14 protein-coding genes are annotated in these 13686 nt (G+C 64.6%); 10 read left to right on the top strand and 4 right to left on the bottom strand.

Annotation, left to right across the window (positions count from 1 at the left end):
- Positions 1-67: 67 nt before the first annotated feature.
- Positions 68-1357: an HD-GYP domain-containing protein gene (locus GGQ90_RS12220; protein ID WP_188082375.1), complete on the top strand. Its 1290-nt coding sequence runs from the start codon at positions 68-70 to the stop codon at positions 1355-1357.
- A gap of 17 nt (positions 1358-1374) precedes the next feature.
- Here the strand turns inward: GGQ90_RS12220 and GGQ90_RS12225 are convergent, their stop codons facing one another.
- Positions 1375-1710 (bottom strand): GIY-YIG nuclease family protein, encoded by a 336-nt coding sequence (locus tag GGQ90_RS12225; RefSeq protein ID WP_188082376.1) that lies wholly within the window; start codon positions 1708-1710, stop codon positions 1375-1377.
- Positions 1711-1979: 269 nt separating this feature from the next.
- Between GGQ90_RS12225 and GGQ90_RS12230 the strand changes: the two genes are divergently transcribed.
- Complete coding sequence (locus tag GGQ90_RS12230; protein WP_188082377.1) at positions 1980-3146, top strand: glycoside hydrolase family 5 protein; 1167 nt, start codon at positions 1980-1982, stop codon at positions 3144-3146.
- Positions 3147-3154: 8 nt separating this feature from the next.
- Here GGQ90_RS12230 and GGQ90_RS12235 read toward each other — a convergent pair whose 3' ends face one another.
- The 3 genes from GGQ90_RS12235 to GGQ90_RS12245 are packed head-to-tail and all read right to left on the bottom strand — an operon-like array spanning position 3155 to position 5777.
- The gene (locus tag GGQ90_RS12235; RefSeq protein ID WP_188082378.1) at positions 3155-4144 is read right to left on the bottom strand and encodes a DUF2891 domain-containing protein; all 990 of its coding nucleotides are present in this window, start codon (positions 4142-4144) and stop codon (positions 3155-3157) included.
- Complete coding sequence (locus GGQ90_RS12240; protein ID WP_188082379.1) at positions 4141-5079, bottom strand: DUF979 domain-containing protein; 939 nt, start codon at positions 5077-5079, stop codon at positions 4141-4143. The genes GGQ90_RS12235 and GGQ90_RS12240 overlap by 4 nt, the downstream gene beginning before the upstream one ends.
- Complete coding sequence (locus GGQ90_RS12245) at positions 5076-5777, bottom strand: DUF969 domain-containing protein (protein ID WP_188082505.1); 702 nt, start codon at positions 5775-5777, stop codon at positions 5076-5078. The genes GGQ90_RS12240 and GGQ90_RS12245 overlap by 4 nt, the downstream gene beginning before the upstream one ends.
- Before the next feature lie 259 nt (positions 5778-6036).
- Here GGQ90_RS12245 and GGQ90_RS12250 point away from each other — a divergent pair, with 259 nt between their 5' ends.
- The 8 genes from GGQ90_RS12250 (at position 6037) to GGQ90_RS12285 (ending at position 13581) form a co-directional block, all read left to right on the top strand.
- Positions 6037-6561, top strand: coding sequence for a 3'-5' exonuclease family protein (locus GGQ90_RS12250; protein ID WP_246428237.1), 525 nt, complete (start codon positions 6037-6039; stop codon positions 6559-6561).
- A 125-nt stretch (positions 6562-6686) separates the two neighbouring features.
- Positions 6687-7124, top strand: coding sequence for a hypothetical protein (locus GGQ90_RS12255; protein WP_188082381.1), 438 nt, complete (start codon positions 6687-6689; stop codon positions 7122-7124).
- Positions 7124-7834, top strand: coding sequence for a winged helix-turn-helix domain-containing protein (locus GGQ90_RS12260; protein ID WP_188082382.1), 711 nt, complete (start codon positions 7124-7126; stop codon positions 7832-7834). Before GGQ90_RS12255 ends, GGQ90_RS12260 begins: the two co-directional genes overlap by 1 nt.
- Before the next feature lie 182 nt (positions 7835-8016).
- Positions 8017-8715: a carbonic anhydrase gene (locus GGQ90_RS12265; RefSeq protein WP_188082383.1), complete on the top strand. Its 699-nt coding sequence runs from the start codon at positions 8017-8019 to the stop codon at positions 8713-8715.
- 3 nt (positions 8716-8718) lie between these two features.
- On the top strand, positions 8719-10215 hold the full coding sequence (locus tag GGQ90_RS12270) for a SulP family inorganic anion transporter (RefSeq protein WP_188082384.1): 1497 nt from the start codon (positions 8719-8721) through the stop codon (positions 10213-10215).
- 283 nt (positions 10216-10498) lie between these two features.
- Entirely contained in the window at positions 10499-11347 is an 849-nt protein-coding gene (locus GGQ90_RS12275) for a TorF family putative porin (protein ID WP_188082385.1), read from the top strand.
- 192 nt (positions 11348-11539) lie between these two features.
- Positions 11540-12250 carry a response regulator gene (locus tag GGQ90_RS12280; protein WP_188082386.1) on the top strand — a complete coding sequence of 237 codons (711 nt, stop codon included), beginning with the start codon at positions 11540-11542 and terminating at the stop codon, positions 12248-12250.
- Positions 12247-13581, top strand: a complete 1335-nt coding sequence (locus GGQ90_RS12285; RefSeq protein WP_188082387.1) for an ATP-binding protein — start codon at positions 12247-12249, stop codon at positions 13579-13581. Before GGQ90_RS12280 ends, GGQ90_RS12285 begins: the two co-directional genes overlap by 4 nt.
- Positions 13582-13686 lie beyond the last annotated feature (105 nt).

Here is a 13686-nt window from a genome sequence, read left to right on the forward strand (position 1 = left end):
TCCCCTTGTTAACCTTTTGGAAAGGTACGGCCTGCGAAATGACTCCGGGGACTACGGGGCCGTATAAATGCTGAAAAAAATCCGCACCCAGGACGTGAAACTGGGGATGTTCTTGCACAAGCTGGAAGGGTCGTGGTTTTCCCACCCTTTCTGGAAGCGCAAGATGCTGCTCGACGATCCCGAGCAACTGGCGGATTTGCATGCCAGCAAGGTCGAATGGGTAACGATCGACGTGTCGCGCGGCGCAGATGTGACACTGGCTCCGCCGGCGCCATCCCGCGTGGTGCCGATCAGCGAGCCGCGCGAGCGGGTGTTCGGCCGCGCCGGGCCGACGATCGTGCGCCGCGTCGCGCCGCCGCCGCCGGTCGACCGGCCGTTCGATCCCCTGTCCAAGGACAAACTGCCGATCCGCGCCGAGATGGTCCATGCCCAGCGGCTGGCCCGCAAGTCGGGCCGCACCATGCGCAAGCTCTATGAGGATGTGCGGCTGGGCAAGGCGGTGAAGGCGGCCAAGCTGGAAACCATGGTCGAGGAGATTTCCAGCTCCGTTCAGCGCAATCCGCACGCCTTCATGGCGATCACGCGGATGAAGAATAGCGGCGAATATCTCTATCAGCATGCGCTGTCGGTCTGCGCGCTGATGATAGGCCTGGCCCAGCAGATGCACCTGTCGCCCGACGATATCCGCAAGGCGGGCCTGGCCGGCCTGCTGATGGACATGGGCATGGCCCATGTGCCGCAGGAAGTCTGGGACAAGGATGCACCCCTGACGCCGGAGGAGTGGGACGTGGTCAAGAGCCACACCACGTTGGCGCACGAGTTCCTGACCCTGGGCGGTGAAATGCCTGCGGAAGTGCTGGACGTGTGTCTCCACCATCATGAGCGGCTGGACGGCAGCGGTTATCCCAATGGCCTGGCCGGCGAGCAGATCGGCATGTTCGCGCGGATGGCCGCGATCTGCGACAGCTATGACGCCATGACGTCAAATCGTTTGCACCGTAGTGGCGAAGACCCGTCGCGCGCGTTGCTGAAGATCGATGAGGATGGTGGCGCGCTGTTCGACGCGGAAATCTTTCAGGCGTTCCAGCGCGCGGTCGGCATCTATCCGATCGGGTCGCTCGTGCGCCTGCGTTCGCACCGGCTGGCGATCGTGGTCGAGCAGAATCCCGACGACCTGACCCTGCCCAAAGTCCGTCCCTTCTATTCGCTGGCCGACCGGGCGTTCGAGAAGAGCGAGGACATCGACCTCGGCAATTGCTTCGGCGCCGATCAGATCATCACGCGTGAGACGCCCGAGGGGTGGGACATGAGCGAATGGCCGGCAATGAGTGCCAAGCTGCTGGCGGTGGCGAGCTGAAGAGGCTCGCTGTCCGGTCAGATACGGATCGCCTGCAGTTCTTCCGTCCATTGGAGGAGGCGGTCCTTCAACCGGCGGTCCCGGCCGGGGCCAAGATCGTCATCCTTGAGCCGTTCGAGAATCTCGAAGCTGAAGGCGTCTTCGCCATGGGCATTCCAGGCGTCCTGCAGGCCTGGATGCCGATCTTTGCCGAGCCGCAGGGTGAACCAGAGTCGGTTGCGGATCGTCGCGAGATTGGGGGCGCTGCCGGCCCAGCGCTGACCCGAAGGCGCGCAATATAGGGCATAGATGCCGATTTCGACTTTCTGCTCCCTATAGGCGGCGATCGCCGTCCGTCTTTCCTCTTCGGTCATGGGGCGCTTCTAATATTACCCGGATATATTTTCAAACGATATTTGCCCGGGGCAAATTTTTACGACCTGATTCGACTGTCACGGGAACAATGGTCCACGCCCGTTTTCCCTGGCGGATCGGGAGTTTTACCTAAGGAAAAACCCATATGGCGCATTATTGGAACAGCCTGCCGGAGGCTTAACCAAATCCCGCAACCGGGGTGAAGACATTGCCTGACTATGCTGGCTAAGGGCCCGCCTCCTTTGGGTCTGACAGGATAGATAATTTCATGAAGAAGATGGGGGGCGGCGTTGCAGCCGCAGTGGTTGCGCTTGCCGCGACGGGTGTTCTTGCGGCCGTGACACTATCAGGGGCAGAGGCGGATACGCCCGAAGCACGGGTGATTACCATCCCGTCATCGGCCAACGCTGCCCTGATTGCCGGCAGCAGTGCGACGGCGCCGACGACGACGGCGGCGCAGGCCTTTACCGCCGCGGTGGCTGCCGCGCCCGCAGCGACAGCGAGCAGCACGTCCAAGGTTTTGCCGGGCATCAATATTTCCGGTGGCGAATTTGGCGGCACCGGTGGCAAGCTGGGCAGCAACTATATCTATCCCAGCACGGCGGAAATGCGCAGCTATGCGGCGCAGGGCTTCAAGCTGCTGCGCGTGCCCTTCCGCTGGGAGCGGTTGCAGCCCAATCTCTACGGCCCCTTGTCGGAGGTCGATCGTAAGGCGCTCAAATCCGTCGTGACCCAGGCCAATGCGCTGGGCCTCACGGTGATCCTGGACATGCATAATTATGGCGCGCGCCAGGTGAAGGGTTCGGCGGCTCTGGTCGGCAGCGGCACGCTGGCGACGACGGCGCTGACCAATGCCTGGGTCAAGATCATGGAGGATTATCGATCCAACCCCAAGGTCTGGATCGGCCTGATGAACGAGCCGAACCGACAGAATGTCGCGCAATGGTGGGCGATCGCCGGACAGGTGACCAAGGATATCCGCGCCCAGAAGATCAGCAACAAGCTGCTGATCCCCGGCACCGCCTGGACTGGCGCGCATAATTGGGTGAGTTCGGGCAATGCCGCGCAGGCGGTGAAGTTCGTCGATCCCGGTAAGAATTATGCCTTTGAAGTGCATCAATATCTTGACGCTTGGTCGACCGGCACGACCGACAAGTGCGAGGCCAAGGCAGGCCAGCGCGTGAATGCCGTGCTGACCTGGGCCGAGAAATACAAGGTGAAGCTGTTCTTCGGCGAGATTGCCGCGTCGGGCCAGTCGCAATGCGCAAAGGAATATCCCGACATGCTGCGCCGGCTGAAGACGTCGTCGGCGGTGTTGGGCTGGACCGCCTGGGGTGGCGGCGCCTGGTGGGCCTATGACTACATGTTCCGCCTCCAGTCGCGCACGACCGCGCCGACGGCGCATATGAAGCTGTTGCTCGCCAACATGCCCTGAGGCTGGGGTTATTCCAGCGCCAGCAGGGCGAAGCTGGCCAGCCAATGCTCCCCCATATAGTCGCCGGCTATATGGGGGAGCGCGGCGTCGAGATGGGCGATCGCCGCCTGCTCGGCGATCGGCGCGATCGGCGCGTCGGCGCCCAGCGCGGCGGCGATGCCGCGCCAGCACCAGGCACGGCTGAGGTTGAGGCCGTCGAGATGGGCGATCTTGCCGTCGCTGCGGTCGGACACGGTAGCCGGGGTGAACAGGGTGGCCGGCTGGCCGGTCGGAAGGTCGGGCAGGAAGGTGCCGAACCAGTCGGCAAAATCGGCGCGCGACAGCAGCCGGCTCATCAGCAACGCTTCGGTGAGCGCCGAGGAGAGAAACTCGTCGCCACCCGGTTCCCAGGCCTGGCAGGCGCGGTCCTGGCCGAACCAGGCGAGCGCGCGCTCGCGGATCAGCGCCTGGAGTATGGGATCGCGGTCCTTGGCCCAGTCATATGCGTGGATCAGCGCGAAGCTGCTGTTGAAGTGGGTGCCGACGCGCAGCGGATAGGTCATTTTCGGCAGGAAGGCGTGGAATCGCGCGGCGAAGTCGAGCGCCAGCGGCTCGATCACGGCGGCCCAGGGACCGTCCTGCCGGGCAAGTTCGGCATGGAGCGCGAGCAGCCAGGCCCAGCCATAGGGCCGCTCGAACCCGCCAGCGGTCGGGCGGGTGAGGAAGGCGCGTTCGCCCGCCACCTTGTCGGGCACCAGCATCATGTCGGCGCGGTCGCGGATGGCGTCGGCCTGCGCCATGCCTGGATAGAGTCGGCGCAGGCGCATGACTTGCCACCAGCCATGGACGCAACTGTGCCAGTCATAGCTGCCATGGAAGACCGGGTGATGTTCCGCCGGGATGCGGGCATCTTCCGGCCCCTGATAGGTCAGGTCCATCTTGTAGGGAAACTGGCGCCCCAGATGGGAGAGGGTGAGCGCGGCGAAGCGATCGGCAATATCCTGGGTCAGTCGTGTCATCGGAAGGCCAGCCAATATATCAGGAGGATGTTGACGCAGAGCAGGGGCAGGGCGGTGCCGATCTGGCGGCGGATCACGCCATATTCGTCCTTCAACTCCAGCAAAGCGGCGGGGAGGAGATTGAAATTGGCGGCCATCGGCGTCAGCAGCGTGCCGCAGAAGCCCGCCAGCATGCCGATCGCGCAGATGATCGCCGGATCGCCATGATATTGGTGGATCAGCAGCGGGATGCCGATCGCGGCGGTCATCACCGGGAAGGCGGCGAAGGCATTGCCCATGACGATGGTGAAGAGCGCCATGCCCACGCCATAGGCGATCACCGCGCCGAGCAGGCTGCCGTCGGGAATGGCGAGGCGGACGATGCCGCCGACCACATCGCCGACGCCGGCGAGCGCGAACACTGCGCCGAGGCTGGCCAGCATCTGCGGCAGGATCGCCACCCAGCCGACCGAGTCCATCAACTGTCGCCCCTGTTGCAGGGCGACGATCGGCCGGGCACGCAGCCAGGTGCAGCCGATGGCGAGCGCGATGAGGACGCCCAGCGCCAGCGAGATGAGGGTGGTCTGCTTGGGGTCGATCCAGGCGGGGAAAGCCTTGAACAGGAAGGTGCCGGCCAGCGCGGTGACGGGAATGACGAGGGCGATGGCGAACAGGCCATTGCCATGGCGGTCTGCCCGCGCCTGCCGCTGCGCCAGCGATACGCCACCGCTGCCGCGCCCCATCCCCCTGAAGCCGGCGATGGCGACGAGGCCGAGGACGAGGACGCCATTGCCGATGTCGCCGATCCGGTCGCCCGCCCACATGCTGAGCGCCAGCAACGCCCAGAAGGCGGCAGTGGTGAACCGGCGCGGGTTGCTGCGGTCGGCGGTGCCGAGCAGGGCATAGCCGGCGAACACCGCACCCATCAGCGCATAGACCCAGTGGAGGGTGATCATGCGGCATCCTCCGCAGTCTCGGGAAGATGGGCCTTGGCACCCTGCGCGTTCAGCCGGCGGTCGAGCCGCCACAGGCGAAAGCCGTGGATCAGCAGCGCGGCGATCGCGGTCGGGATCGCCCAGACCGACAACTGGAGCGGTTCGAGGAGGATGCCATATTGCTCCAGCAGCCCCTTGATCAGCAGGATCGACCCGATGGCGAGGAAGATATCCTCGCCAAAGAAGACGCCGACATTGTCGGTCGCGGCGGCCCAGGCCTTGATCTCGTCGCGCTGCTCTTCATCGAGCGCCCCGGCCTGTTTCTCGGCGGCGGCTTCGGCGATCGGCGCGACCAGCGGGCGCACGGTCTGGGCATGGCCGGCCACCGAGATCAGGCCCATGGCGGCTGAAATCTGCCGGGCGAGGAGGTAGAAGGTCAGGAAACGGCCGGTGGTGGCGCCGCGCATCCGGTCGATGAGGCCGCGTGCCCGTTCCTGCAGCCCATGCGTTTCGAGCAGGCCGATCACCGGCAGCACCACCCAAACGACCGAGACATAGCGTGAATCGTTGAAGGCCTTGCCGAAGGCGGAGAGGATGGTGAGCGGATCGAGACCGGCCGCCAGGCCGGTGACGATCGCCGAGGCCAGGATCACCAGCAGCGGATTGAAACGCAGCAGGAAGCCCGCGACGATCAGGGCGATGCCCAGCAACACCCACATCAGTCGATCATGCTCTTGTCCGTCATCGCATCGGGTTAGCGGCAATGCAGGCCGCTGGCCATAGGCGGTTGAAATCAGGTCGGTGGTCGCACCGTCGCACCGTCGCACCGGACCGTCGGTCCGCATCTTTTCCGAAAATCCTGATGGCCAATGACATCGGCCTGACATAGTTGGAGAGGACAGGGGCGTATCAGATGTGGACGGCCAGACCCAAAAATGGGGCGGACGTGGAGATATTCGGAGAGAGCCTTTGACCATCATGGCGATCGATTTCGAGGCGTCGTGCCTGCCCCGGCACGGACGGTCTTTCCCGATCGAAGTGGGCATAGCGGGTGGCGGCATCGCCCGAAGCTGGATCATTCGCCCCCATGCCGCCTGGGCGGGCTGGGACTGGACCGCCGAAGCCGAAGCGTTGCACGGCCTGTCGCGCGCGCAAATAGAGACGCAGGGCGAGCCGGCGGATGTGGTGCTGGCGGAGCTTACGGCGGCGGTGGCCGGATGCCGAGTCGTGGCGGATAGCGTGATCGATCAATATTGGCTCCAGACCCTGGCCGATACGGAGGCGGTGATGGCGCCCTTCGCGATCGATCATGTCTCATTGTTGCTGGATGAATGGGGCGCGGACGAACCGCGGATCACCGCTGCGGTGGCCCATGCCGATGCGTTGTACTCGGCGCGGCATCGTGCGGCGGCCGATGCGCAATGGCTTTCCGGGTTGATCGATGTCCTGTCGGGGGTGGTGCGTCCGCTTCCAGCCGCTGCGATGGTCGCAAGGGTCGCTTGACGCGCTGCTGCCATGCAGCAATAATTTGTAACGTTCGGCATATTGGGGAGACATTCTCCCTGCCTAAACCCGTCGGAAGGATCCCGCTTATTGCTGGATATGTCTGTTTCGAAGGGAAGCCACCCATGTTGCCGATCCTTGCCAGTGTCGCGGCGCTCGCCGCTTCCTCCACCCCGATCCACAGCGCCGAACTGACCCACGGTGCCCAGGCCTATACCGCCAGCTATCACACCGCATCCTCGGTGCGCTTCACCCAGGTCGAGCCGCGCTTTGGCAATCGCAACGCGATTCCGGTGTGCCGCTGGCAGGCCGATGTGCGCGTCGATCGCGCCGTCGCGGCGCAGGGCCAGTCCGTGCCGGCATTCGGCAAGGCTGTCCATCGCTTCGCGCCGCTGTCGGGCAGCTATGCGGGCACCTGCGCCGCTGCGCGCAGCCAGGTGGATGCCGAGGTCGCCCGTTATGCGGGCGCCCGCAATGCCGAAGCGGTCTCGGTCGCGCAGCAGGACCGGGCCGTGCTGGTGAATGAACTGGACAGCGTGCGCGCGCTGAACGTGAAGGGCTGATGAGCCCACCGTTGATACTGATCGCCGAGACGCAGCAGGATTTGCGGCACAAGGTCCGCGAATTCCTGGAGCAGAGCGGGTTTCGCGCTCTGCCTGCGGCCTCGTCGAGCGATATTTTCAGTGCCATGGAGCGGATGCCGGTCGGCGCGGTCGTGCTGGATGCAGGGCTGCGCGGGCCGGATGGCATGGATCTGTGCCGTGACGTGCGCGAACGCAGCGACGTACCGATCATCCTGGTCGGCGCCGACAGCAGTGAGGTCGACCGCGTGGTGGGCCTGGAACTGGGCGCCGACGACTATATGGCCAAGCCCTATTCGACCCGCGAATTGGCCGCGCGCCTGCGCGCCGTGCTGCGGCGCGGGCGGAGTGAACGGGTCCTGGGCCTGCGCCGCCAGACCCAGGCGCGGTTCGACGACTGGGTGGTCGATTTCGCCCGGCGCGAAGTGACGGACCCGGCAGGCGCGCTGGTGGAACTGACGGCGGCGGAATTTTCGCTGCTCGCCGTGTTGCTGGATCATGCCCAGGCGGTGATTGCGCGTGCGCGGTTGATGGAACTGGCGGGGGTGCGCGACGCTCCCTCGTCCGACCGCAGCGTCGACGTGCTGGTCAGCCGGTTGCGCCGCAAGCTGTCCCATGAGGGGCGGCCCGCCCCAATCGTGACTGTTCGTGGCGTCGGATACATGTTCAGCGCGGTCGTCGACCGGCGCTGAACCCCCGGAAAGGCGCGCCAATGGCGGTTTTCCGTCGTTCGGCGCGCGCATCGGGCGCTTTGCAACCCAGACATAGTTTTTAACAATTCCGCTGCGCCGCAGCAAAACCGGCTGCCTATTCTGCAAGCTAGGCCGGTCCGCCCCCTGACCGGCGCCGCCATAGCAATAAGAGGATGAAAGCCATGAACGAGCTTCTCGGCCGTGTATTCAGTTTCGAGACCAAGGTCTTTCCGAACGAAAGCACACTCTACAATCAACTGGCCAGCCACGGGCAGAGCCCCAAGGCGCTGATGATCTCCTGCGCCGATTCGCGCATCGTGCCCGAGCACATCATGCAGGCCCAGCCGGGCGACCTGTTCGTCTGCCGCAACGCCGGCAACATCGTGCCGCCGCATGACAGCCAACTGGGCGGTGTGACCGCCACGGTCGAATATGCCGTCATGGTGCTGGGCGTGCGCGACATCATCGTGTGCGGGCACAGCGACTGCGGCGCGATGAAGGCGCTGGCCACCGACGCGGACCTGAGCACCATGCCCAACGTCGCCGCCTGGCTGCGCCACAGCCATGCCGCGCAGAAGCTGTGCCGCGAATCCTATCCTGCCGACCTGGATGCTGCCGACAAGCTGCGCAACATGGCGCTGGAAAATGTCGTCGTGCAGTTGTCGCACCTGCGCACCCATCCGTCGGTCGCGTCGGGCATCGCCCGTGGCGAGATCGCCCTGCACGGCTGGTATGTCGATATTCATGCCGGTCAGGTCCTGGGCCTGGACGGCGAAACCGGTCGCTTCTCGGTGCTGCGCGAAGGCCAGCCGCTGCCGGTCGCTCTTCCCCATGGGCGCCGCCTGGCCGGTGAATCGCCCATCGCACAAGCTGCGGAGTAAATCATGTTGAAGGCCTTTTCCGGCGGCACGTTCAGCCGCGACTTCACGGCGTCGATCGTCGTGTTCCTGGTGGCCATGCCGCTGTGCATGGGCATCGCCATTGCCTCCGGCGTGCCGCCGGAAAAAGGCCTGATAACCGGCATGATCGGTGGCCTGGTCGTTGGTCTGCTGGCGGGGTCGCCGCTGCAGGTCAGCGGTCCGGCGGCGGGCCTTGCGGTCATCGTCTTCGAAATCGTGCGGGAACAGGGGCTCTCGGCTCTTGGTCCGATCCTGATCCTGGCGGGGGCGATCCAGGTCGTCGCCGGCCTGCTCAAGGTCGGCGGCTGGTTCCGCGCCATTTCGCCGGCGGTCGTGCATGGCATGCTTGCGGGCATCGGCGTGCTGATCGTCGTCGGGCAGTTCCATGTGCTGTTCGATGACAAGCCGCTGTCGAGCGGTCTGCACAATCTGATCGCGATGCCCGGCCAGATACTGGGCCTGACCAATCAGGACGCGGCGACCGCCTTTGCCGTCGGCCTTGTCACCATCGGTGCGATGCTGGGCTGGGAAAAGTTCCGCCCCGCTTCGATGAAGCTGGTGCCGGGCGCGCTGGTCGGCGTGGTCGCCGCGACGCTGGTCGCCTTTGCCCTGGGCCTGCCGGTTGCCCGCGTGGTCGTGCCGGAATCGATCCTGTCGGCGATCAGCCTGCCCGAACAGGGTCTGCTGGCGCAGTTGCTGAACCCGACCGTCATCACCACCGCCATCGCCATCGCCTTCATTGCCAGCGCTGAAACCCTGCTGTCGGCGGCTGCGGTCGACCGCATGCATGACGGCGTGCGCACCAATTATAACCGTGAACTGAGCGCGCAGGGCGTGGGCAACCTGCTCTGCGGCTTTGCCGGCGCGCTGCCGATGACCGGCGTCATCGTCCGCTCCTCCGCCAACGTCCAGGCTGGTGCCAAGACCCGCCTGTCGGCGATCCTGCACGGCGCCTGGATCCTGGGCTTCGTTGCGCTGCTGCCCTGGCTGCTGCGCGAAGTACCGATGGCGGCGCTGGCCGGCATCCTGGTCGTGACCGGCTTCCGCCTGGTCAGCCTGTCGCACGTCAAGCATCTGTTCCATCTCTATGGCCCGCTGCCGGCCATTGTGTGGGCAGCGACCCTGATCTGCGTCGTCGCCACCGACCTGCTGACCGGCGTGCTGGTGGGCATCGGCCTGTCGCTGATCGAACTGATCCCGCATGCCAGCCGCCTACGCTTGGGTGTCGAGGAAGCCAGCCGTGGCGACGCGCATGAAGTCGCACTGCACGGCACCGCAAGCTTCCTGAGTCTGCCAAAGCTGTCGGCCAAGCTGGAGGCCGTGCCCGCCGGCCAGTTGGTCATCCTGAATGTCGAGCGCCTGACCCATATCGACCACACCTGCGCCGAAATGGTACGCGAATGGGCCGATCGCCGCACCGGGGCGGGGGCCAGGGTAGAGCTGTTCGGCGCGACCGGGCGGATGCGCCAGCTCGTCGCCTAACATAGACGACATTACGGAAAAGCCGCCGCATCCTCGTGATGCGGCGGCTTTTTCACGAATTGATGCTATTTAGAAATCAAATAGAAACATATTGGCTATTCTTTGGAAAAGAAACGTGATCCTGATATCACAGCGTCCTTCTTCCTTTGTGCAGGTGCGAAGATAGAGGTTTGCGCCGGCGGGCGGCAAGAATAGGCCAATAGGCATCCGCCGGTACGGAAGACGATTTCGAACAGATCTTCGGGCCGCGGATGCAGGACGGAACATTCTTTCGTTAAGGGGAATGTTCATGAAGTATCAAATCGCCTGTGCCGCCCTGGCTCTGATGTCGAGCGTGCCGGCCTTCGCCCAGGAAGAACCCGCAGGGCCGGTCACCGTAACCGGCAGCGTTGGCCTGGTTTCCGACTATCGCTTCCGTGGTGTTTCGCAGTCCGATCGCGGCATGGCGATCCAGGGTGGCCTTACCGCAACCCATGAAAGCGGCGTCTATGTCGGCACCTGGGGGTCCAACCTGTCGGGCTGGGGCACCTTTGGTGGCGCCAACATGGAATTGGACCTGTTCGCGGGCTATGCCGTTCCACTGGGCGACAGCGGCGCGACGCTGGACGTCGGCCTGACCTGGTACATGTACCCGTCGGGCGCCGACAAGACCGACTTCGCCGAACCCTATGTGAAGCTGTCGAGTCAGGTCGGCCCGGTCAAGGGCCTGCTGGGCGTGGCCTATGCCCCCAAGCAGGAAGCACTGGGCAAGTGGTGCAGCGACGCCGATTGCACCATCTACAATCCGGGTGACAAGGAAGATAATTTCTACATCTGGGGTGATGTCAGCGGTGCGATCCCGAACACGCCGGTCAGCCTGAAGGCGCATCTGGGCTGGTCGAACGGCAATAGCGGGCTGGGGCCGAATGGCACGTCGGTCGCACCGACCGGCAAATATCTCGACTGGCTGGTCGGTGCCGACCTGGCCGTGCCGGGTACGCCGCTGACGCTGAGCATCGCCTATGTCGACACTGACATCGCCCGCGTCGAGGAAAATTATCTGCGTCCCAACTTCCAGGTCGCGGACGGCGACAATTTCGGCAAGTCGATCGCGCGCAGCACCGTCGTCTTCTCGATCTCGGCCGCTTTCTGATCGTTGAAGCCGGGCCTGCTTCCGCAGGCCCGGCTCCCTCTTGTCTTGCTGGCGGGGGGAGGGCAACTGTCCCCGGCGTGACAAATTGTTGCTACGCCTCGCGGGAAGTGTTTCGGCAGCAAGCTGCGGTTGACCCTCCACCGGTCGCTGCTTATCTCCCAACATCATGAACAGCCTGATGTTGCTCCGCGCATGACCGCCCCCTCGATCATCCTTGTCGAAGACGATCCGCCGCTCCGCACGTTGACCGCGCGGGCATTGCAGGAACATGGCTATCAGGTCCGCCCGGCTTCGTCCGGTCCGGAAATGTGGGTGGCCTTCGATGCCGGCCCGGTCGACCTGGTCGTGCTGGACGTCATGCTGCCCGGCACCAACGGCATTGATCTCTGCCGGCAGATCCGTCGCAAGAGTGACGTTCCCATCATCTTCATCAGCGCCAAGGGCAGCGAGACCGACCGCATCGTCGGGCTGGAACTGGGCGCGGACGATTATCTGCCCAAGCCGTTCGGCACGCGCGAACTGATCGCCCGCATCCGCGCCATCCTGCGCCGGGTCGGCGTGGAGCGCGGACCGGACGAGCATCGCGAAAATGAAGCGCGCTTCGATGGCTGGATCGTCAATTTCCCGCGCCGCGAATTGCGCTCGCCTACCGGCGCGATCGTCGACCTGACCGGTGCCGAGTTCGACCTGCTCGGCAGTTTTCTCAGCCATCCGCAGCGGGTGATCGCGCGGGAACGGCTGATCGAACTGTCGCGAACGCGCATGGGCGACAGCAGTGATCGCAGCATCGACGTGCTGGTCAGTCGCTTGCGCCGCAAGCTGTCGACGCAGGATCGGCCAGCGCCGATCACCACGGTGCGCGGCGTCGGCTATATGTTCAATGCGGAAGTCGCGCGCGCTTGAGACGACAGCGGTTCAGCCGGTCGCTTGGGCTGGTCGGCCGCATCTTCGGCATATTGCTGCTGACCGTCCTGCTGGAATTTGTCGTTGGCACGCTGATCTATGAACGCGCCAGCCATTTGTCGCTGCAGGATGACGAGGCGCGCCGCCTGGCCGAGCATCTGGTGATCGCACGCAAGCTGGTGGCCAAGGCGCCGGTCAGCCAGCGTGGCGGGGTTAGCGCGCAACTGACCACCGACCGCTATGACATCCACTGGACGTTAGCCGCGCCGCCGCCGCCGCCACTGTCACCCGGATTGGCGCGGATGCGCCAGCAGATCGTCGATTGGGAACCGAGCCTGGAGGAATCGCGGCTTTGGCTGCGACTGAACTCGCCTGGGCGATCCTCCCAGATCAATGGCGGGTTGCAACTGGCGGATGGCAGTTGGCTCTATTTCGGCATGCATCACAGCGGGGGCAAATGGGCCTTCACCTTCGGCCGCTTTGGCCTGGCGTTGATCCCGGTGCTGGCGCTGCTGATCGCGGGAGGGGTGCTGATCCGGCGGACATTGGCGCCGTTGCGCGACCTGACCCATGCGACCAAGCGGATCGGCCTGGCGCAGCAGATAGCGGTGGCCGAAGCGGGCACCAACGATGTGCGCAACCTGATCCGCGCGTTCAACGTGATGCAGACCCGCATCCATCGCCTGATCAACGAACGGACCGAGACGCTGGCGGCGGTCGGCCATGACATGCGCACACCGCTCGCCCGGCTGCAATTGCGGCTGGAGGCGGTGGACGATCCCGAAATCCGCGAGGCAATGGGCGAGGATCTGGCCGAGATGGGCGAAATGATCGAATCCGTGCTGGCGTTTCTGGGCGGCGAGAAGAATCCCGAGCCGGCGGTGCGGATCGACGTTGCGGTGACGATCGCGACCGTGGTCGATGCCTTCCAGGATCATGGTGATGACGTGATCTATGAAGGACCGGACCATCTGGAGATGGAGGTCCGTCCGCTGTCGCTGCGTCGTGCGGTGCGTAACCTTATCGAAAATGCGCTTCATTATGGCCAGCGCGCGCGGGTGAGCGTCGCGCGGCACGAGAATGAGGTACTCATCCGCGTGGACGATGATGGGCCTGGCATTCCGCGCGACCGGCTGGAGGAGGTGCTCAGGCCCTTCCATCGGCTCGATACGGCCCGCCAGCGCAATACCCGCGGTATGGGCCTGGGGCTGGCCATCGTCGACAAGGCGGTGGAGCAGGAGGGCGGCCGCCTGACGCTCGCGAACCGGCCTGAAGGCGGTCTGCGCGTCGAAATCTGCCTGTTCATCGACAAGGTGACGGCCAAGGTCTGACCGGCCTTTTGCGGCGTTCGGCAAAGAGAATCTCGCATCCCCCAAGCAAAACTCGTTTATCCTGATGCAGGAACGCGGGTTATTCCGGTTGCCCATCGGACAAGA

It is taken from the genome of Sphingobium scionense (assembly GCF_014197035.1).
Classification (GTDB): Bacteria; Pseudomonadota; Alphaproteobacteria; order Sphingomonadales; family Sphingomonadaceae; genus Sphingobium; species Sphingobium scionense.